General features: G+C 58.6%; 17 protein-coding genes, 1 tRNA gene and 1 pseudogene. 7 read left to right on the top strand and 12 right to left on the bottom strand.

The features are described 5' to 3' along the window. Positions 1-6: 6 nt before the first annotated feature. The 5 genes from anfG to KKO72_RS03925 all read right to left on the bottom strand — a co-directional run bounded on the left by anfG (position 7) and on the right by KKO72_RS03925 (position 6,321). On the bottom strand, positions 7-438 hold the full coding sequence (anfG, locus tag KKO72_RS03945) for a Fe-only nitrogenase subunit delta (protein ID WP_214935663.1): 432 nt from the start codon (positions 436-438) through the stop codon (positions 7-9). An 11-nt stretch (positions 439-449) separates the two neighbouring features. Beyond that, the gene (anfD, locus tag KKO72_RS03940; RefSeq protein WP_214935661.1) at positions 450-2,048 is read right to left on the bottom strand and encodes a nitrogenase iron-iron protein, alpha chain; all 1,599 of its coding nucleotides are present in this window, start codon (positions 2,046-2,048) and stop codon (positions 450-452) included. Positions 2,049-2,143: 95 nt separating this feature from the next. After that, the gene (nifH, locus tag KKO72_RS03935; RefSeq protein WP_251140434.1) at positions 2,144-2,971 is read right to left on the bottom strand and encodes a nitrogenase iron protein; all 828 of its coding nucleotides are present in this window, start codon (positions 2,969-2,971) and stop codon (positions 2,144-2,146) included. Between the two features lie 518 nt (positions 2,972-3,489). Continuing rightward, entirely contained in the window at positions 3,490-5,133 is a 1,644-nt protein-coding gene (locus tag KKO72_RS03930; protein ID WP_214935659.1) for a sigma 54-interacting transcriptional regulator, read from the bottom strand. A gap of 180 nt (positions 5,134-5,313) precedes the next feature. Then, the gene (locus KKO72_RS03925) at positions 5,314-6,321 is read right to left on the bottom strand and encodes a zinc-binding alcohol dehydrogenase family protein (protein WP_214935657.1); all 1,008 of its coding nucleotides are present in this window, start codon (positions 6,319-6,321) and stop codon (positions 5,314-5,316) included. A gap of 101 nt (positions 6,322-6,422) precedes the next feature. Between KKO72_RS03925 and KKO72_RS03920 the strand changes: the two genes are divergently transcribed. The 3 genes from KKO72_RS03920 to grxD all read left to right on the top strand — a co-directional run bounded on the left by KKO72_RS03920 (position 6,423) and on the right by grxD (position 8,089). Continuing rightward, complete coding sequence (locus KKO72_RS03920; RefSeq protein WP_214935655.1) at positions 6,423-7,319, top strand: LysR family transcriptional regulator; 897 nt, start codon at positions 6,423-6,425, stop codon at positions 7,317-7,319. Positions 7,320-7,438: 119 nt separating this feature from the next. Next, the gene (locus KKO72_RS03915; protein ID WP_078364116.1) at positions 7,439-7,672 is read left to right on the top strand and encodes a SlyX family protein; all 234 of its coding nucleotides are present in this window, start codon (positions 7,439-7,441) and stop codon (positions 7,670-7,672) included. A 93-nt stretch (positions 7,673-7,765) separates the two neighbouring features. Beyond that, positions 7,766-8,089: a Grx4 family monothiol glutaredoxin gene (gene grxD / locus KKO72_RS03910; RefSeq protein ID WP_078364117.1), complete on the top strand. Its 324-nt coding sequence runs from the start codon at positions 7,766-7,768 to the stop codon at positions 8,087-8,089. A 13-nt stretch (positions 8,090-8,102) separates the two neighbouring features. Here grxD and KKO72_RS03905 read toward each other — a convergent pair whose 3' ends face one another. Together KKO72_RS03905 and KKO72_RS03900 are read right to left on the bottom strand one after the other, a co-directional pair. Then, complete coding sequence (locus KKO72_RS03905) at positions 8,103-8,753, bottom strand: lytic transglycosylase domain-containing protein (RefSeq protein WP_214935653.1); 651 nt, start codon at positions 8,751-8,753, stop codon at positions 8,103-8,105. Between the two features lie 54 nt (positions 8,754-8,807). Continuing rightward, positions 8,808-10,550: a proline--tRNA ligase gene (locus KKO72_RS03900; RefSeq protein ID WP_214935651.1), complete on the bottom strand. Its 1,743-nt coding sequence runs from the start codon at positions 10,548-10,550 to the stop codon at positions 8,808-8,810. Between the two features lie 92 nt (positions 10,551-10,642). Here KKO72_RS03900 and KKO72_RS03895 point away from each other — a divergent pair. After that, positions 10,643-11,165 (top strand): annotated as a pseudogene (locus KKO72_RS03895) (RNA pyrophosphohydrolase); the annotation flags it as partial. A gap of 87 nt (positions 11,166-11,252) precedes the next feature. Further along, positions 11,253-11,762 carry a CNP1-like family protein gene (locus KKO72_RS03890; RefSeq protein ID WP_214935647.1) on the top strand — a complete coding sequence of 170 codons (510 nt, stop codon included), beginning with the start codon at positions 11,253-11,255 and terminating at the stop codon, positions 11,760-11,762. Between the two features lie 91 nt (positions 11,763-11,853). Here KKO72_RS03890 and proB read toward each other — a convergent pair whose 3' ends face one another. From proB to rplU, 4 genes are all read right to left on the bottom strand, one after another. Next, the gene (gene proB / locus KKO72_RS03885) at positions 11,854-12,993 is read right to left on the bottom strand and encodes a glutamate 5-kinase (RefSeq protein ID WP_214935645.1); all 1,140 of its coding nucleotides are present in this window, start codon (positions 12,991-12,993) and stop codon (positions 11,854-11,856) included. Between the two features lie 55 nt (positions 12,994-13,048). Beyond that, positions 13,049-14,122, bottom strand: coding sequence for an Obg family GTPase CgtA (gene cgtA, locus KKO72_RS03880; RefSeq protein WP_214935643.1), 1,074 nt, complete (start codon positions 14,120-14,122; stop codon positions 13,049-13,051). A gap of 65 nt (positions 14,123-14,187) precedes the next feature. Continuing rightward, positions 14,188-14,448, bottom strand: a complete 261-nt coding sequence (gene rpmA, locus KKO72_RS03875; protein WP_078364122.1) for a 50S ribosomal protein L27 — start codon at positions 14,446-14,448, stop codon at positions 14,188-14,190. 12 nt (positions 14,449-14,460) lie between these two features. Continuing rightward, on the bottom strand, positions 14,461-14,772 hold the full coding sequence (rplU, locus tag KKO72_RS03870) for a 50S ribosomal protein L21 (protein ID WP_078364123.1): 312 nt from the start codon (positions 14,770-14,772) through the stop codon (positions 14,461-14,463). A gap of 242 nt (positions 14,773-15,014) precedes the next feature. Here rplU and KKO72_RS03865 point away from each other — a divergent pair, with 242 nt between their 5' ends. Together KKO72_RS03865 and KKO72_RS03860 are read left to right on the top strand one after the other, a co-directional pair. After that, positions 15,015-15,944 (top strand): polyprenyl synthetase family protein, encoded by a 930-nt coding sequence (locus KKO72_RS03865; RefSeq protein WP_214935880.1) that lies wholly within the window; start codon positions 15,015-15,017, stop codon positions 15,942-15,944. A gap of 22 nt (positions 15,945-15,966) precedes the next feature. Continuing rightward, positions 15,967-16,043, top strand: a tRNA-Pro gene (locus KKO72_RS03860). Positions 16,044-16,209: 166 nt separating this feature from the next. On the opposite strand, the gene KKO72_RS03855 is transcribed toward KKO72_RS03860, so the two are convergent. After that, complete coding sequence (locus KKO72_RS03855; RefSeq protein WP_214935641.1) at positions 16,210-20,646, bottom strand: CHASE domain-containing protein; 4,437 nt, start codon at positions 20,644-20,646, stop codon at positions 16,210-16,212. Positions 20,647-21,053: the final 407 nt, after the last annotated feature.

Below are 21,053 nucleotides of genomic sequence, written 5' to 3'. Positions count from 1 at the left end.
AATTCCTTAGTAGTTCTGGACCGTCAGTTCCAGGTTGAGGGAGCCGTCGATGGTCAGCCAGTCCAGGCGCGCATGCAGCGCCTTCATGGTCTCTTTGATCTCGTCCGTAGACAGGGTGCTGACCCAGGGGAAGGAGGCCCGGTAGGCACGGTCCAGGCAGACCGCGTCGACCCAGTAGCACTTCTCCTGCGGCGTGGAGGTGTCCACCGTTTCGCCGCACAGCAGCTGGGTGGTTTTGCCCAGGATGCCGGCGTTTTGCTTGCGCCGGTCCCAGCCGCGTGAGTTGAACTGCCACAGACAGTGCTTCATGATGTAGTTTTCCATCTGGGCGACCCGCTCGCGGATGACGGGGTCGTAGTCCGTGAGCGGATTGCTTTGGTAGATGGGTACGTATTTACGCTGCGAGATCGTTGTTTTTTTGGCGGTAGCGACGCTCATGGGTGTTCTCCTTACTCTGCAACGGCTGCGGAGGCTTCTTTGGCCATGGCCGCTACGTCATCGGCTTCGCGCGGAAAGGTCGGGTAGGCCTTGCTGCGTAAGGGACTCACACTATCGAATTTGCCGGTGTACGGCGACATCTCGGTGGACAGCGCAATTTCCGGCGGCAGGCCCTTGTCGGACAACATGCGGCGGGTGACAAAGCCCTGGTCGGTCGGGATCTCATCTTTGCTGATGTCCAGGCTGGCGAGCTGGTGGATGGGCGAGTAGATGGCGTTGTAGATGTCCCGCGCAAACCGAACCCAGCCCTCGAAGCCCTTGTACGGGCCGTTGTGGTACGCGTGGGCGTTGAGGTAGGGCACCCCGGTTTTCTTGGCCATTTCGCCGGGGCGTTTGCCAGTGAAGATCACGTCGGGCTTGAGCATTTCCAGCGCTTCCAGGCCTTCAAGTTCATTGGGGTCGTCAATCGCCAGCGCACCTTCACCACAGCGCGAGATGCCTTTTTCCATGTCGCCCTGGTGGCCGAACTTGGTGTAGACCGAGACCACCTTGACGCCCATTTCTTCCTGGATCGCATTGGCCCAGTGCCAGAGCTTGGAGCCACCTGGCCACAAACAGACCCGTTTGCCCTGCAAGCGGGCTTTGTACCAGTCCAGTTCAGGCTGCCAGCGCGCGGTTTCTTCGGCGATGATGGCTTCGGCACGTTCCTCGATGCCAAAGAACAGACCGATCTTGCGCAGCGAATCGCCCAACGCCTTGAAGCCAAAACCGTCAATATCCAAGCGCGGGATGCCATAACGCTCACGCAATTCGTCACAGATGTATTCGGCCGAACGGGCGCACTCCAGCACATTGAGTTGCGCCCGATGCATGCCACGCAGGTCGTCGTACGAACCGTTGCCGGTGAAGGTGGACAGCACCTGGATGCCCATGCGCTTGAAGTAATCGGTCATCACCTCCTGGTCACCCTGGATGTTGTATTCACCGACGTAGTTGATGACGTAATCGCTGGTGATCTTGGGCTCGAGCGTGCCGACCTTCTGGTTGATCCAGGCGATGTTGATCTTGTGGTGGCCACCGGACTGGCTGGGGCCGGCAAAGCCTGGCGAGTTGCAGACAAAGATGTCCACCTCAGGCATTTCGGCCATCACCTCCTCGGCAATGGCGTTCACGTCATCCCCAATCAGCGCGGTGGCGCAGGTTTGGTAGATGGTCATGCGTTTGATCTGGGGGAAGGCTTTGAACGCTTCCTTGATGTTCTGCTTGAGCAGCTTCTCGGCGCCGAAGACGATGTGTTTTTCCTTCACGTCGGTGGCGAAGGTGTATTTCAGCTGGAAGTTGTCGTTGTCGCTGATGTAGCGCTTGGTCTGCCAGGTGTCATAGGTGCAACCGACCGGGCCATGGCTGATGTGGATCACGTCCTTCATCGGTGTGCCGATGACGTGTTTGGCGCCGCAGTAGGCGCATCCGCGCTCCGAGATCGAGCCGGGAATGGTGTTCAGATAACCTTTGGGCAGACAGGAGGTCAAGTCCTCTCCCTTGCCTTTGATCACCACATGGTCTTTGCGCTCGGGAATGACCTTGCTGCATTCGAATTCATGATGTGGCATGACGAAAACTCCTTTGCCTGGGTGGGTTAGGCACCATGAAAACACTGAAAAATGTTTTCATGGCGAATCAATTAAAAATAGACGCCAAGAAAATATCAATCTGCAAGGCCATACTTCACAACCATGCTTTCCAGTTGGTCCATGGTCAAAGGGCGGGGAATCACAAAATCTTCATTTTCAATAATCTTGCGTCCAAGTTCACGATATTCAAATGCCTGATTTTCTTGGGGATCAAACTCAGTCACCGTTTTCTTATTGAATTCCGCCTTTTGCACCACGTTGTCACGCGGTACAAAGTGAATCATCTTGGTACCGATGGCCGAGGTGAATTCCTCAAGAAATTCTTTCTCACCATCCACTTTTCGGCTATTACAGATAATGCCACCCAAGCGAACACCGCTTTGTTTGGCATACTTCACCAAACCTTTGCAGATATTGTTGGCAGCATAAATGGCCATCATTTCACCGGAGGCGACGATGTACACCTCTTGGGCTTTGCCATCACGAATGGGCATCGCAAAGCCGCCGCACACCACGTCGCCCAGCACGTCAAAAAAGACAAAATCCAGGTCATCGGTGTAGGCGCCGCTTTCTTCCATCAAGTCAATGGCGGTGATCACACCCCGGCCAGCACAACCGACACCTGGCTCGGGGCCGCCAGATTCCACGCATTGGATTTCGCCAAAACCGGTGCGGATCACCATCTCGTTGGTGACCTTTTCAGCGCCATGGTCGCGCAGCACATCCATCAGCGTTTGCTGCGGCATACCGCCGAGGATCAGCCGAGTCGAGTCAGCTTTGGGGTCGCAGCCGTGGATAAATACTTTCTTGCTGTGAAAATGTGCAAGTGCTGCTGCCGTGTTTTGTGTCGTGGTCGATTTGCCGATACCGCCCTTGCCATAAATTGCAACCTTGCGTGTCATGTTAATAACTCCTGATAACGTTGAACAATGAAACCCATCACCCCACCATGACGCAAACTATCAATTTCATCGAATATTGATATTCAATAGAATCACCTTTTCAAATAGATGAATGATTGTGTCAATGGTTAAAGATTTGGATACTGCGTGAGCCTATTTAGCATGGAGCATGCCAAATTTGTTTTCGAGGTCTAAATAGGTTTTGACACGCCACCTTTCGGTCAAAACAGGCGTTTTTAAGTGATCAACGGCCTTGAATGGACACTTCACCGGAGAATCACATCGGTGATCAAGTCAAGAAACTGTTCGCGGATGTACAGTCAAACTGGCAAGCGTTCCAGATGGAACAATGAAGCTGCCTTGGGAATGTCGAGCTGCCCGGATTAATGGGGGTCTGTGGACCAGAAGGGAATCTAGATGAATATTGGCATGGTGATGGGCGAGACCAAACCCTGCCTGCGGCCAAAGCGCTCACCGGCATCGGGTGCGCGCCAGCCACGGTGATCGAACCGGGCGCGCTATTTGTACTGTTTGTAGTCCAGCTGGTATTTGGCCATGCGCAAGCCAAGAACGCGGCGTGTTAAACCCAGTTGGGCGGCAGCATCTGTCATGTTGCCGTGATGCAGTTTGAGCGCATCAACAATCGTCTCGTATTCCACCGCATTGAGTCGTGCGTCGAGGCCACCTTCGGCGATGGTTTCAGACACGATCGGCGTCTGCAGCGAGGGTGGCAGGTTGTAGCCATGAATCACACCATGCTCAGACAGGATCACCGAGCGTTCGATGACGTTTTCAAGCTCCCGCACATTGCCGGGCCAGTGGTAGCTGAGCAGCATGTTGATGGCGGGGGTTGAGATGCGCCGCGCTTCGATGCCCATCTCAGCCGCAAATTTGGTCACAAAATGGTCGGCCAGCACAATGATGTCGTTGCCACGGTCTCGCAACGGCGGGATCGTGATGGGGAAAACATTCAGCCGGTAAAACAGGTCTTCGCGGAAGCTGCCTTTGGCCACCATGTCGGACAAATCCCGGTTGGTGGCCGCCAGAATCCGGATGTCGACCTTGATCGGGGTGTTGCCGCCCACTCGCTCAAAGGTCTTTTCCTGCAAGACCCGCAACAGCTTGGCCTGCATCGGCAAGCTCAGCTCACCCACCTCGTCCAGAAAAATCGTGCCGCCATGGGCTTCTTCAAAGCGCCCTTTGCGCAGGTTGGAGGCCCCGGTGAACGAGCCGCGCTCGTGACCAAACAGCTCACTTTCGATGACGCTTTCCTGCAAAGCCGCGCAATTGAACTTGATGAACGGACCGGCGGCATTGACGCTGTTGTGGTGAATGGCGCTGGCCACCAGCTCCTTGCCCACACCGCTTTCCCCCAGGATCAGCACCGTCGCCCGCGCCTTGGAGATTTTTTCAATCAGTTGGTACACCTCCAGCATCGGCTTGGATTGGCCAATGATGTTTTTGGGCTTGAATTTGGCTTTTAATTCAGAACGAAGACGCCGGTTCTCGTTTTCCAGCAAAACCTTTTCGACGTTCTCAAAGAGATAAAGCTCCACGGCCTGCGCCGTGGTTGCCGCGAGGATCGACAGCACCTCAACATCCAGTTGCAACAGGCCACGGTTGTCGTATTTCCGCTCGGCACTGATCGTGCCCATGACCTTTTGGCCGCGCTTGATCGGCACACAAATGAACGACAAGCGGCCGTCTCCTGGGTGCTTGAAACTGCCGGTGCGGTTGAGAAAGGCTGGCTCCTCTGAAATATGCGGGGCAACAAAGGTCTCACCAGACTCGACCACCCGCCCGGTGATGCCTTCACCCAGGTGGTACACACCGCGCGCCACTTCTTCATCCGTCAGGCCAAAGCTCTCGTGAATCGAGATGGTGCCGTGGTCAGCGTCATACAAGCTGACCATGCCGCGTACCACCTTCATGTGCCGACGCATCAGTTGCAGGAGGATTTGCAGCGTGTGGGACAAGCTGCCACTCTCGGTCACGATGCGGCTCATTTCATAGAGCAGCGGCAACAGGTTGGTGCGACATTCACCAAAGTCGAACTCACAGTAGTGCGGAAAGGCGCCAGCTTGCGGGGCAAGGTCTGGGGCGGGCGGAACCGGCCTCGCCGCCGTCACAACCAGCACTTCACCTTTGTCGGGAGCATCCATGGACCACCTTTCGATCACGGCCACAGCAATGCTTCGGTGAAGCGACAAACCGTCGGCCAAGCGCTATATCAAATACTATATTGCGCCTAAGCAACTTTCAGACCAAACGCCCTCCACCATGGTCTTTGTATCGTTTGTCCCGACCCTCGGCCCAGCGCTGTCTGATGCTGGGCCGCAACATCAAAACCCTTCCAGCACAATCTTGCCGCGCGCCTTGCCGCTCTCGATCAGCGCGTGGGCGCGGCGCAGGTTCTCCGCTGTCACCTGACCAAAGTGGTCCGCCAGCGTGGTTTTGAGGGTGCCGGCGTCCACCAACTGGCTGACCCGCTCCAGAAGTTCGTGCTGGCGCACCATGTCGGGTGTCTTGAACAGCGGCCGGGTGAACATCAGCTCCCAGTGCAGCGAAATGGATTTGCGTTTGAGGGGCATCACGTCCAGTTTGGCCGGATCATCGATCAGGGCCAGTTTGCCCTGCGGTTTCAAGGCCAAGATGATCTGATCGGCGTGCTGATCGGTATGTGTCAGGCTGGCAACCAGATCAACTTCCTCGATGCCCAGGCGTTGGAGCTCGTTGAACAGCGGCAAGCTGTGGTCGATCACCCCATGTGCGCCCAGGCCCAGCAACCAGTCGCGGGTTTCTGGCCGTGATGCGGTGCCGATGACCCGCAATTGGGTGAGTTGCCGGGCCAGTTGCACCAGGATCGAGCCCACACCGCCGGCGGCGCCCACCACCAGCAGGGTTTGACCTGCGCCACCGCCCTCGGGCACACCCAGTCGGTCAAACAACATTTCCCAGGCGGTGATCGCGGTCAGGGGCAAAGCAGCGGCCTCGGCCTGGCTGATGGAGCGCGGTTTATGGCCCACGATGCGTTCGTCCACCAGGTTGTACTCGGCATACGAGCCCGGGCGGTCAATCACACCGGCGTAGAAGACTTCGTCCCCTGGCTGGAACAAGCTGACCTCAGTACCCACCGCCTCCACCGTGCCCACCGCATCCCAGCCCAAAACACGCGGCTCTGGCGTGGGCACGTTGCGGCGCAGCTTGGTGTCCACCGGATTGACGGCCAGAGCATGGATCTTGACCAGCAGGTCACGCGGACCGGGCTGGGGGACGGGTAAGTTTGTTTCGAACAGGGACTGCGGGTCGCTGATGGGCAGACCATGCTGGTGATAAACAATCGCTTTCAAAGGGGACTCCATGGGTTTGGGAACAAGCTGTCGACTGTGACAGCGAAACACCTGACAATAAAGCGCTTAGCCATTGGAACTGTTTCAAAAAGCATTTGAAAATGATCACCCTGCAAGACCTCCAATTCCTGGTGCGTGCCGGGCGCGCGACCAGCCTGTCAGAAGCAGCGCGGGCCACCGGTATCTCGCCGGCCGCAGGCAGCGCGCTGGTCAAGCGACTGGAAGCCGAGCTGGGCATCAAGCTGTTTGTGCGCTCTACTCGAAGCCTGCGCCCCAGTGCGCAGGCGCTGGCCTTTCTGGCCGAGTGTGAAGACAGCCTGGCGCGCATTGATTTGGCGCGCGAGAAACTGCTGGCCGGGCGCCAGGTGATGCGCGGGCGCATCCAGCTCTCGCTGCCTTCGGATCTGGGGCGCAACCAGGTGTTGGCCTGGTTACATGCGTTTCGAGGACGTCATCCGGAGGTGAGTCTGGGGCTGCAGATCTCGGACCGGATCGCCGAGGTCTACCGCGAACAGGTCGATGTGGCGCTGCGTTACGGTGAACCCAAGGATTCGAGCCTGGTGGCGCTGCCCATTGCACCGCACAACCAGCGCGTGTTGTGCGCCTCACCCGCCTATCTGGCGCAAAACGGGCGCCCGCATGAGCCCAAGGACCTCAAACAGCACAACTGCCTGAGTTTTATGCTGAGTGACCGCAACCACGACAACTGGCAGTTTGTGCGCGACCAGACCAAGCTCACCGTGCGGGTCACTGGGGCCATCCAATGTGACGACGGTGACGCGGTCCGGCATCTGGCGCGTATGGGCGCGGGCATCGCCTACAAATCGCGCCTGGATGTGCACGAGGACCTGAAACAGGGAACCCTGATCGCTTTGTGCGAGGACTGGCAGGGTGAACCTGCACCGCTTTACATGGCCTGCCCCGACCGCAGTCAGCTGCGGCCACCGGTGTTGGCGCTGCGCAGCTTTTTGATCGAGAAAATCAACGCCCTGGATTGAAGCCACCTCCACACGGGTGACATCCCTGTTGCCCTGGGTTGACCCATTGAGCAGGTGCACTGTTGGACAATGGGTGACTTGTGCCGTTTGGCTGTACCAACCCTCTTTGAACCACCACCATGCCAACCACCACCCCCGCCCTGCCCGCCGATGTGAGCGACCGCCTGACCAATCTGGAGATCAAGGCCAGCTTTTCTGAGGACCTGCTCGACAAACTCGACCAGATCATCATCCGCCAGCAAGATCAGATTGATCGCCTGACACAAGAGCTGCAATGGCTGCGCCAGCAGGCGCCAGCGGAAGGTGCGGCCACGCCACGCAGCCTGCGTGATGAGCTGCCACCGCACTACTGAGCCACAGACCCCGCGCGCATCAGGGTTATCCGGCCTGGGCGCCTGGTTGAAAGTGAAATAATTGCGCCCATTCTTTTCCGAGGACACCACCCCATGAGCGACACCCAACAACGCATTGACGAACTGGTCAAGCACAACGACATCCTGCTGTTCATGAAGGGCACCGCCAGTTTTCCCCAGTGTGGTTTTTCAGGTCGGGCGATACAGGTCCTCAAAGCCTGTGGTGTGGAACCCAAGGCCATCACCACGGTCAACGTGCTTGAGGACGCCGAGATCCGCGAAGGCATCAAGGGTTACAGCAACTGGCCGACCATTCCGCAGCTCTACATCAAGGGTGAGTTCATCGGCGGCTCCGACATCATGATGGAGATGTTCGAGAGCGGCGAATTGCAGACCTTGCTGGGCAAGCCCGCCTGAGCCAAGCAAGCTATCAGTATTCCCACAGACGCCGCGCACCGAGCACTGCGTCCGGGTAAGGCGCCCTGCCACGCGAGCCGTTGTAACGCCCCAGCGCCATAAACAGGTTACCGTTTTCGCGCTCCAGGTAGTGGCGCAGAATCACGCAGCCAAAACGCAGGTTGGTCTGCATGTGAAACAGTTTGCCAGGGTCGCCATCGGCCAGCAAACGGGTCCAGAACGGCATCACCTGCATGTAGCCACGCGCGCCCGCGCTGCTCACCGCAAATTTGCGAAAGTTGCTCTCCACCTGGATCAGGCCCAGCACCAGCGCCACATCCAGGCCGGCGCGTTTGCTTTCGTACCAGACGGTTTGTAGAAATTCCTTGCGGCTCTCAAAATCCGTCTTTTTCTTCTTGAGCCGATCACTCATGGTGCCGAGCCAACGCAAGTAGTCCAGACGCGATTCGGTGTCCATGAACTCGGGCACCGGCGGTGCGTGGTTGGTCACGGCCGAACTCAGCGCGGTGCGCACCGAGTCCATCAGCGGCTCTTCGGCCTGGTTGCCGGCCCAGGATCGCTCTTGAAAACAGAGCAATCCAAACCCAATGGACAAGGGCCAGGCGCCAAAAACAGTCTTAATAAGCTGCCGTCGACCGGGCAGCACCGGGTGATCAACGCCCATGTACATCAGACCGCCAGGCACCCACCCGCTTGTCCAAGCGCCATGCAGGCCCCATCACACCTTGAGCTTGGCGATCAGCAACGCAGCAACCTCGGCCAGTGGCACCGCAGTGGCAGCGGCATCACGGCGGTGCTGGTACTCCACATTGCCTTCCTTGAGGGCACGGTCACCGATGTTGACGCGGTGCGGCACACCAATGAGTTCCCAGTCGGCAAACATCGCGCCCGGGCGTTCACCCCGATCGTCCAGCAGCACATCCACACCCGCAGCCAACAACTCGGCGTAGAGCGACTCGGACGCGGCTTTGACTTCAGGTGAACGGTCAGCGTTGATCGGGCAGATCACCACCGTGAACGGCGCCAGGGCGTCGGGCCAGATGATGCCGCGTTCGTCATGGTTTTGCTCGATGGCGGCTGCGGGCAGACGCGTGATGCCGATGCCGTAACAGCCCATCTCCATCAACTGCGGCTTGCCGTTCTGGTCCAGGAAAGTGGCTTTCATCGCCTGGCTGTATTTGGTGCCCAGGTAGAACACATGGCCGACCTCGATGCCACGCTCAATTGCCAGCGGACCTTGGCCATCCGGTGAAGCATCTCCTGCCACCACATTGCGCAGATCAGCCACCATGTCGGGTTCGGGCAGGTCGCGGCCCCAGTTCACGCCGGTGATGTGGAAGTCGGGCTCGTTGGCGCCACAAATCCAGTCAGCCATCACCGCCACCTCACGGTCCACCACCAGTTTCACCGGTTGCAGCAGGCTCAAAGGCCCCAGGTAACCGGGTTTGCAGCCAAAGTGGGCTTCAATCTCGGGCACCGTGGCAAAACGGAAGGCCGACAGGCCCGGCAGCTTGCCGACCTTGACCTCGTTCATGTCGTGGTCACCCCGCAGCAGCAGCAACCAGACCTGGGTCTTGAGCACTTCGCCTTTGTCGCTCAAAGTGTCGGTGGCCAGCACCAGCGATTTGACCGTGGTCTGCAGCGGCACACCGAGCAATTCGGCCACATCGGCGCAGGTGCTTTTGCCCGGCGTGGGCGTCTTGGTCAACGCCTGTGTGGCGGCAGCACGCGGGCCAGTTGGTGCCTGCGCCTCGGCCTTTTCCATGTTGGCGGCGTAGTCGCTGTTGGGGCAATACACGATGGCGTCTTCACCGGTGGCGGCAATCACCTGAAATTCTTCGCTCAAGTCGCCCCCGATGGCGCCGCTGTCAGCGGCCACCGCGCGGTAGGTCAGGCCAAAGCGGTCAAAAATGCGCCGGTAGGCTTGGGCCATGACCTGGTAGCTGGCCTTGGCGGACACTTGGTCGCGGTCGAAGCTGTAGGCGTCTTTCATGATGAACTCGCGCCCACGCATCAGGCCAAATCGCGGACGGCGCTCGTCGCGGAACTTGGTCTGGATCTGGTAAAAATTCTTCGGCAGCTGTTTGTAGCTGCGGATTTCCTGACGGGCGATGTCGGTGATGACTTCCTCACTGGTCGGCTGCACCACAAAGTCGTTGCCATGGCGGTCGGCAATACGCAGCAGCTCGGGGCCCATCTTCTCGAAACGACCGGTTTCCTGCCAGAGCTCGGCCGGTTGCACCACCGGCATGGATAGCTCGACCGCCCCAGCGCGGTTCATTTCCTCGCGCACGATCGCTTCAACCTTGTGCACCACCCGCAGGCCCATCGGCATTAGGGTGTAGATACCGGCACCGAGCTTTTTGATCATGCCTGCGCGCATCATCAACTTGTGGCTGACCACTTCGGCATCAGCCGGCGCTTCTTTGAGGGTGGAAATAAAGAATTGGGAGGCTTTCATGGGGACGATTCGCGATATGTCAGGGTAGCCACTCTTGATGCTAGGCAAACGCTGTGCATAATGGCCACAATTTTAAAATTTGGGGTTTGATTATGCTTGACCGAGACGGCTTTAGGCCGAACGTCGGCATCGTCCTGCTCAATCAGAAAAATCAGGTGTTTTGGGGGAAGCGTATCCGTACGCACTCCTGGCAGTTTCCGCAGGGGGGCATTGATCGGGGGGAAACTCCGGAGCAAGCCATGATTCGGGAGCTGCACGAAGAAATCGGATTACAGCGCGAACATGTTCGCATTGTGGCCCGCACCCGTGACTGGTTGCGCTATGAGGTGCCAGACCGTTTTATCCGCCGCGATTCACGCGGCTTCTACAAGGGCCAAAAACAGATCTGGTTTCTGCTGCAGCTGGTGGGCCACGACTGGGATTTGAACCTGCGTGCCACTGACCATCCGGAGTTTGATGCCTGGCGCTGGAACGACTACTGGGTCCCACTGGATGCCGTGGTCGAATTCAAACGCGAGGTGTATGTCACCGCCCTGACCGAGCTGGCGCGTTATCTTCCTCGCAACGAGCACCGCAACCGTTTTTTACGTCAGGGCATCCGGCCGTCCACGGCGGATTCCGTCGGCGAAGATTCGTGCAACGGACCCTTGGACTTGCCGCCAAACGCAAGCTGGGAACCCGATTCACAAACTGGAAATGAACATGTTTGACAAAAATCGCGTAGCGCGCTGGTGCGCGCCCGCCCTGCTGGGGCTCTTTGCCCTGGCACTGACCACCCTTCTCCAGGCCCAGGTCACCCCCGACGACCCCGACTGGAAGGAGTTGGATGCTCCGACACCACCGGCATTCAGCACGGGCAAACTGCTGCCGCTGGATATGCCGCCCTATGTGTCTGTGAAATTTGGCATCGACCCGAGCACACTGAGCATCGGGGTGGACGGCATCGTGCGATATGTGGTGGTGACACGCAATACCAGCGGCACCGTCAATGCCATGTTCGAGGGCATCCGCTGCGGCACCGGCGAAGTCAAAACCTACGCACGCGCCAATGACAAGGGTATGTGGTCGACAGTGACCGAGCCGAAGTGGCGAGTGTTTACCGACAACCTGCCGTCCAAACACGCCTGGGTGTTCGCCCGTCAGGCCGCCTGTGATGGCCGGGCCACAGCCGCCAGCAGTACGTCGGACATCATCAAAGCGTTGAAAAAATAGCCTGGGCGTCGGCTTGCCGTCCCGCGGACGGCACCACGCCTTTATCCACCCCGCAACAACAGCAACGCGTCAGATGTCGCCCAGACGGGGTTCAGGGACGGCTCAGCACCATGTTGTCGCGGTGCACCATCTCGGGCTCGGCCGAATAACCCAGTAACTTCTCAAATTGGCTGGATGGCTTGCGGCAGATCAGCCGGGCTTCGGCGCTGGCGTAATTGGCCAGGCCACGCGCCACCTCCAGACCATCATCGGCGCGGATAGCAATCACGTCACCGCGCGAAAAATCACCGTCGACCGCGGTCATGCCAATCGGCAACAGACTGGAGCCGTCGCTGCGCAATTTATGCACCGCACCTGCATCCACGGTGACCGAACCCTTGAGCTGCAGATGGTCGGCAATCCACTGTTTGCGTGCCTGGGTTTTTTGGGTCGGCGCAATCAGCAGGGTGCCAATCGACTCACCTTGGCACAGGCGCAACAGGGCATCCGACTCTCGGCCCCAGGCGATCACGGTCGAGGCACCGGAGCCCGCTGCGCGCTTGGCTGCCAGGATTTTGGTGATCATGCCGCCACGCCCCAGGCTGGAGCCCGCGCCACCGGCCATGGCTTCCAGCGCCGGGTCACCGGCCTGCGCCACATGCACGAACTTCGCGGCCGGGTCTTTGCGGGGGTCAGCGGTGTAGAGGCCTTTCTGGTCAGTCAGGATCACCAAGGCATCAGCTTCCACCAGGTTGGCCACCAGCGCACCCAGGGTGTCGTTGTCACCAAACTTGATTTCGTCGTTGACCACCGTGTCGTTTTCGTTGATGACCGGCAACACACCGAGCTTGAGCAAGGTCAGCAAAGTGGAGCGCGCGTTCAGATAACGTTCGCGGTCAGCCAGATCGGCGTGGGTCAGCAGCACCTGGGCGCTGCCCAGGCCGTTTTCGCGCAACTTGGTTTCGTACATCTGCGCCAGCCCCATCTGGCCGACGGCGGCAGCGGCCTGCAACTCGTGAATTTCATGCGGGCGGGTCGTCCAGCCCAGGCGTTTCATGCCTTCGGCAATGGCACCGCTGGAGACCATGATCACTTCGCGGCCCTGACGCACCAGCAAGGACATCTGGCGGCACCACTCACCAATCGCGGTTTCGTCCAAGCCCCGGCCCTCGTTGGTGACCAGACTGGAGCCCACCTTGACCACCACACGGCGCGCATCACGCAAGATGGTCGCATCAAAATCTTCAAGCATTTTCTGGCTCCAGCCCTTATTCAATCAGGGCAAGTAGCTATATTAGAAATAGCAGTTAAATCGGATCAACATCAGCGGCAAAACGCGGGTCAATCACCTCAGGGGCCGACTCGATCTTTTGCTGGGCGCTAATGTGCTGATACACCGCCTTGATCAGCGGCTCACAGCCTTCGCGGGTCAGCGCCGAGATCTCGAACACCGGCCCTTTGTATTTGAAACGTTTGACAAAGTCTTTGACCAACGCGGCGCGCTCTTCGAGCGGCACCATGTCGAGTTTGTTAAGCACCAGCCAGCGTGGTTTGTCGAACAGCTTTTTGTCGTATTTTTTCAGCTCATTGACAATCGCCTTGGCCCGCGCCACGGTGTCAATGGCATCGTCAAACGGCGCCATGTCAACCACATGCAACAACAAACGGGTGCGCTGCAGATGGCGCAAGAACAGATGACCAAGCCCGGCACCTTCCGAGGCGCCTTCGATCAAACCCGGCAAATCCGCCACCACAAAACTCTGTTCCGGCCCGACCCGCACCACACCCAGGTTCGGGTGCAAGGTGGTGAACGGGTAATCGGCAATACGCGGACGCGCGTTGGACACCGCAGTGATCAGCGTCGACTTGCCGGCATTGGGCATGCCCAGCAGACCCACATCGGCCAAGACCTTGAGTTCGAGCTTGAGATTGCGCTTCTCACCGGGCCAGCCCGGTGTTTTCTGGCGCGGTGCGCGGTTGATGGCACTTTTGTAACGCAGGTTGCCAAAACCGCCGTCACCACCTTTGGCGATGGTGATCACCTCACCCGGTTTGAGCAACTCAAACAGCACCTCACCGGTTTCAGCGTCGGTGATGATGGTGCCCACCGGCATCTTCAGCGTGATGTCGTCCCCGGCGGCGCCGAACATGTCGGAGCCCATGCCGTGTTGGCCACGTTGCGCATCATAACGCCGCGAAAAACGGAAGTCCACCAAGGTGTTGAGGTTTTCGTCGGCCACGGCAAACACATGGCCGCCGCGCCCGCCATCGCCGCCATTGGGGCCGCCAAATTCCTTGTACTTTTCATGCCGAAAAGAGACGCAGCCTGCGCCACCGTCTCCAGCAGAGACATCAATGTAGGCTTCGTCAACAAATTTCATGATGGGGGCTTTATAAACGAAAAACCCCGCGCCGCGCGCAGGGTTTTGTGGGGACTGCCAGCTGCTTAAGCCGCCGCTGTCACGCTCACGGTACGCCGATTCAGCGCACCTTTGGTCTCGAACAAGACATTGCCTTCAACCAACGCAAACAGCGTGTGGTCTTTGCCAATGCCAACATTCACGCCGGGGTGGAACTGGGTACCACGTTGGCGCACGATGATCGCGCCAGCGCTGATCAACTCACCACCGTAGGACTTCACACCGAGCATCTTGGGCTTGGAATCGCGCCCGTTTCGCGTTGAGCCGCCGCCTTTTTTGTGTGCCATGACTCTTGCTCCTTATGCAGAAATCGCGCCGATCAACAGTTCGGTGAACTGTTGGCGATGCCCTTGACGCTTTTGATAGTGCTTACGACGGCGCATCTTGAAGATGGTGACCTTGTCGTGTTTACCATGTGCCAACACTGTGACACTGACTGTGGCGCCGGACACCAAGGGCGTGCCAACCTTCAACTCTGCGCCGCTACCGACTGCCAGAACCTGGTCAAACACAATCTCTTGGCCAACGTCCGCAGCAATCTGTTCTACTTTAATTTTTTCGCCAGCAGCAACTCTGTATTGTTTGCCACCGGTTTTTATGACCGCGTACATATGAACCTCTTTGTATAGATCTTCACGAACGGATTTTCGCGAAGCCCGGCATTATGCCATAGCCCCGCGATTTTGGCTTGTGGGGCTTTTGCACCAAGTGGCTTGCGCTGTCACGGCGGCTTGACATAACGCACTGGTTTGGCTCAGAGAGCTTTCTATAATCTGCGCACATTACCGAGCCAACCGTCTTGCAAGCAACCAACACCCCCTCCTCCTCTTTGTTATCGGTCATCGCGCCTGACATGCGTGAGGTCGATCTGGTCATCAAGCAACACCTGGACTCGGATGTTCCGCTGGTCGGGCAAGTCTCACGCTACATCATCTCCGCAGGCGGCAAGCGGCTTCGCCCGGCCTTGCTGCTGCTGATGTGTGGCGCCTTGGGTTTCAAGGGCGCGCAGCGCTTCAGCCTGTCGGCGGTCGTGGAATTCATTCACACCGCCACCTTGTTACACGATGACGTGGTGGACGAGTCGGCACTGCGCCGTGGCAATGCCACCGCCAACGTCACTTTTGGCAACCCCGCCAGTGTGCTGGTCGGCGACTTCTTGTACTCACGTGCCTTTCAGATGATGGTAGACGTGGGCAGCATGCCTGTCATGAGTGTGTTGTCAGAGGCCACTGTCGTGATCTCCGAAGGCGAAGTGCTGCAATTGATGAACATGCATAACGCCGAACTCGATGAAGAGGGTTACCTGCAGGTGATCCGCTCCAAGACGGCCAAACTGTTTGAGGCCAGCGCCCGTGTCGGCGCCATCCTGTCTGGCGCCACGCCTGAGATGGAAGCCGCCAGCGCGTTGTACGGGCAAGCGCTGGGCACCGCATTCCAGGTGATCGACGACGTGCTGGACTACACCGGCGATGCCGCCGTGATGGGCAAGAACCTGGGCGACGACCTGCGCGAGGGCAAAGCCACCCTGCCACTGATTGCAGCCATGCAGCGCGGCAGCGCCGAGCAGCGCACGGTGGTCAAACTGGCCATCGAGAATGGTGACGTCTCCGCCATCGACCAAGTGGTGAGCATCGTCAAAGCCACCGGTGCACTCGACGTGGCCCGCAAAGCCGCCAGCGACGAGGCCGCCCGCGCCGTTGCCGCCGCCGAACAGTTGCCCGATGGCCCACACAAAACGTGTTTGCTACAATTAGCGGCTCAGCTGTTGGACAGGCAGTCTTAGCCAGTCCATCCACCAGACATTTCGGAATGTAGCGCAGCCTGGTAGCGCACTTCGTTCGGGACGAAGGGGTCGGAGGTTCGAATCCTCTCATTCCGACCAATCAAACCCTTGTAAATCAAGGACTCACAAAGCCCCACTCGTTGGGGCTTTGTTGTTTTTGAGCTCCTTTGCGGCAACCGCGCTGAGACGTGGCTCGTGGTGTCATACCTCCCAGATCGCGGAACCCGTTGTATCAGGGTGATGGACATTGCACAGGATCAGAGCTTCAGGCATCCCTCAGATCCAACTCGACATGCAGTGTCTTGGCTAACATTCGCAGCGCAAGGGTAGCGGCACGGAAATCAAAGTATTCGACGGCCTCACTGACCTTGCGCACCTGTGCTTGCTGTTCCGAGCCAAGCAGCAATTTGAGCTGGTTCAGCAGAGGCTCCACGCTGTCTGGTGAAAGCGTTGTCAGCGCCTTGTGAACATGGCGCACCACCTTTGACACCTGCTCAAGATCCAGAGAGGTGCTGGCTGAAGCAGGCTCCGTCGTTTGCATGCCCAGATAAGTGGTCAACGAGGCCATTCCGACCACAAAGGCCTGGTTCAGCTGAGCAACCCCAGCTTCACGTTGATCTCCTTCATCCATCTTGCGCTCCAATTCTCCGGCCAAACGACTGATATCCATCAGCCCCAGGTTTCCAGCCGAGCCACACAACTTGTGCGCAAAGGCCTTCAACTCAAGCGGCGGCAGTGTTCGCAGGCTCGTTTCAAACTGCGCATACTTTTCCGCAAACAGCCCCAGATACTGTCGGTAGCGCGCCTCATTGCGCCAGATATCCAGACTTTGCGCAACGGCGAGTCCGGGCAAATCACCCGAAACAACGGGTTTCTTGCCGGGTTGTCGAACAGTTTCGACATCTGGCTGCCCGGTGGCGTTCAGAATCACCTGCACCGCCGCCTGCACATCCATGGGTTTGGAGATGTGCCCCACCATCCCGCAGGCATACACCGCATTGCGCGAAGAGTCCAGGACGCCCGCCGTGAGGGCCACCACCGGGATGTGGCTCAAGGCGGGCTGCTTGCGTATCAGCGCCATGGCACCATAACCGTCCAGCACCGGCATCTGAATATCCATCAACACCACATCGACGTCTTTGGCGTGTTTCATCAGCCAGTTGAAGGCTTGTTGACCATCTTCAGCCAGGGCCACCCGGGCGCCTTCACCTTCAAAAATCCGCGAGGCAACTTCACGGTTGACCTCGCTGTCGTCCACCACCAACAAGCGCAAACCGGTCAGACGCTGGGCAGCTGCGGGTGCCAAGGCTGCCACCATTCCTGTCCTGTGCCTATAAATCGTGCCAACGGCATCAAACAACGCAGAGGCGGTCACAGGCTTGGTCAACACCCCATCGGCATAACGGATATCGGGTTGTGTGATCAGCTCATCGCGCGAAAAGGCCGTAGCCACCAGAATGATCGGGCCGAGCGAACCACCCGTGTGTTCATGGATCATGCGCGCCGCTGTCAGTCCATCCATTTCAGGCATCTGCCAGTCCAGAAGAATGACTTGCTGCTCTGTCCAACGCTCTGCCTGTCCAGTCACCAACGCCACTGCCGCTGCACCATCCCCGACCACTTCGGATGGCCAGCCCAGGCTCTCTGCCGTGGCCCGCAACGCATCTCGGGAGATTTCGCTGTCGTCAGCAATCACAACACGCAGCCCTTTAAGCTCGTTGGCAAAAACGGCGCTTGTTGTGCCCCGCTGGAACACCACGTCAAAGTAAAACCGGCTCCCTCGCCCAAGTTCACTTTGCACCTGCAAGCTGCTGCCCATCATCTCCAGCAGTCGCTTGCTGATCGACAAGCCCAAGCCGGTCCCTCCAAATTGGCGCGTGGTAGAGAGGTCAGCCTGCTGAAACGGCACAAAAAGCCGACCCAGCTGCTCCTGGTTCATGCCGATGCCGGAGTCCTCCACTTCGAAATGGAGGGTGACTTCAGCCTCGTCCTGTCTGGGGCAGGAGATACGCAAGGCCACAAACCCGCTTTTTGTGAACTTGATGGCATTCACCACCAGATTCATGACAACCTGGCCCAAGCGGACCTGGTCACCGATCAGATGGTTCTGGCCAAACGGCGGAGGTGAAATCGCCAGCTCCAGATTCTTGGCAGCAGCCGATGCCTCCATCATGACAGAGACGTTGTTGATCATGTCCTGAAGATCAAACTCGGCCATTTCCAGCGCCATGCCCGAGGCCTCCAGCTTGGAGAAGTCCAGGATGTCATCAAGAATACGCTGCAAGGTACGCCCCGAGCTCTGGAGCTTGTGCACCATCTGGGCCGCCTCGCTGGGCAGTTCCGCCTTGGACAGCAGATACGCCAATCCAAGCACCCCATTCATGGGGGTGCGGATCTCGTGGCTCATGTTGGAGAGAAACTCACTTTTCGCCTGGACCGCACGTTCTGCCTCCTGGCGCTTCAACTCCAGCTCCCGGTTCAGATCCGCCATGCGCAGCTCGGCCAGCTTGACCTCGGTCACGTCGGTCACCAGCACATGAAAGCCATTCACCTTGCCTTCAAACACATCCGGGATGTAGCTGGCCAGCGCATAACCCGTGAACCCATCGGCCTTGATCAGGGTCCGCTCGAAGTTCTGCAACTCCCCGCGCAAGGCTGCACGGATGTAGGGCTCGTTCAACGCGAACACGTTCTCACCCAGCAACTCCTGCATGCGAATCCCCAGCATGGCAGCCGGCTCGCGCCCGAACCATTGCAGATACGCATGGTTGGCATAACGGCAGCGCAGTTGTGCATCCCAGTAACCAATCATGCTGGGCATTGCATTGGTGATGGTGTTGATGAAGCGTGATTGTTCCTGGAGTTTCTGGTTTGCGGCCTCCAGGTGTGCTGTGCGCTGGCGCACCTGGTCTTCGAGCGAGGCATTGAGCGCCACCAGTTGCGTTTTGCTTTCGACCTGCTCTGTGATGTCGATGTTGGTTCCGACCATCTGCATCACCTTGCCGTTGAAATCGCGTTCAACCAGCGCCGACGCTTGGATCCAACGTATCCGAGCGTCTTCCAGAACAATACGAAATACCGGGTCATAGGGCCCCTCGCCCGCGATCAGCTGCTGCAACTTGTGTTCAGCCATGCCGATGTCCTCTGGATGAACTCGCCCACGCCAAATCTCATAAAGGTGATCAGATTCACCCTCGGCCGTCGGGACGGCATACAACTCGCGCATGCGCTGGTTCCAGTGCAGCAGGTTGCTTGACAGGTGCCACACCCAGACACCAATGCCAGCGGATGCAATCGCCAGCTGAAACCGCTCCTCCATACGCAGTTCTTTGGTCACATCGCGCAAGGTCTTGGCCGCGCCGATCACATGCTGGTTGGCGTCAAAGATGGGGGAGATGGAGACAGCCGCGTTGATCAGTTCACCGTCCTTGCGGCGCCGGAAAGTGTCACGCGGAGAGATCGCCCCGCCCCGGGCAACCGTGTCCAGAAACTGCTTTTCTTCCGACAGCAGTCCAGGTGGCACGATCAGGTCGGCCAGCTTGTGACCCATCGCTTCACTGGCGGTGTAACCAAAAATGTTCTCCGCAGTTTTGTTCCAACTGGTCACCACCCCCGTCAGGTCGTTGGCGATGATGGCATCGGAAGAACTGTCCACAATCGCGGCCAACTTGGAGTGTTCTATCGCCTCCTGACGACGGCGCTGTGACGCACCCAGTGCCAAATACGCCAGCGCAGCCAGCAACGCAGCAGCGCCCACGATCCCAAAGGCCACCCGGTCGGGGTTCAGATGGTTGAGGTTGGCGAGGAATTTCTGACGCGCCTTGACCGTCAACACCCAGTCCTGTCCAAACAGGTGGATCCTGACTTGTTGGGTCAGCCCCTCTGCCGCCGCTTCTGGCCAGTGCTCGCTGGTGAAAAAGCTCTGGTTCTCGCCGGGTGAAATGACCGCGCTCAACGACAGGGAGAACGCCTCATTCTGGAAGCTGGGATCTGCCATGACATCGTCAATCACCAGCGGCGTGTAGGCCAGCCCCCAGGTCGCTTTGATCCGCTCTTGAGGTGTGCCCAGGGGTGCGCCAGGCAGATAGGCGGGCAACAGCAGCAAAAAACCTCTGTGCGTCAAGCCGCTGATTTGTACCAGGGTGATGGGATGGGTCAACGTGGGCTGGCCCGTCTCCATGGCGGCCTGAGCGGCCTGCAGACGCTTGCGCTCGGAAGCGATATCCAGCCCGATCGCCGCCTGGTTGCTGGCCTGAGGTTCGATGTACTGGATGACCAGTTTCTCGCCGTCGTGCGGCGTGAGCTGGTGAATCCGGAAGTCAGAGCTGTCGTCGGCACGCGCTGATTTCACAAACGCCGCCTCATGTGGCGGCGCCACCCGCCGTATAAACCCAAAGCCGAGCGAGCCGGGGAACTCTCGCGCCAGTTCACGCGACTGCATGTAAAGGCGAAACTTCTGCCGTGTGATGCCCTGCGGGCCACCCACAATCACAGCCCCCCGCGCCCCACGCAGTCCGTATTGGTAGTTCTGCAGCCGCTTATACAGGTCCGCAGCAACCTGCTGTGTCAGTTCATCAAATCGGGCGGTTTTCTCCGTGCTCTGCTCCTGCGCAATGCGACGGCTCTCAAAAACGGCAAGCAAACCGCCCATGACCAGGATGAGCGTCGGAATGATCGCCAAAAACTGTCCCCGAGTCTTCATCGCACTCCCCTGATATGTCTTTATCTTTGGTCAACTGGTGACTGGTGGCAACACAGGCCCTGGTCTGGCAAGGTAGGACATGGCGCACCGAGGGCTCGCCGCATGGCATCTATGGGATCACGATGTGCTTGGCCACTATCGTGTCCAGTGCTTGGGTCGGCGCACGAAGCGTAACGCAGCGCGCTGGTGCAGGCAAGTCCGGCCCGCTGTGGGTGGCAACACCTGGACGCCAAAGCTTTGTTTTGCAGATGCAAAAGGGCCCCCGGTGAGCTTGCCCGCCAGCGCAATCCTGCAGCCACAACCACCACCGTGTGACAGCCTGGTCAGGCGCGGCTCGACGGATGGCGGTGGAGCTCAAGGCGCAAGAGCTGTCATAGCGATCCCGGCCTGGACATCCAAAGACTCAT

It is taken from the genome of Rhodoferax sp. U11-2br, from assembly GCF_018619435.1.
In the GTDB taxonomy this organism is placed as follows: Bacteria; Pseudomonadota; Gammaproteobacteria; order Burkholderiales; family Burkholderiaceae_C; genus Rhodoferax.
The sequence above is the reverse complement of the archived record's forward strand: the minus strand, read 5'-3'. Positions and strand labels throughout refer to the sequence as shown.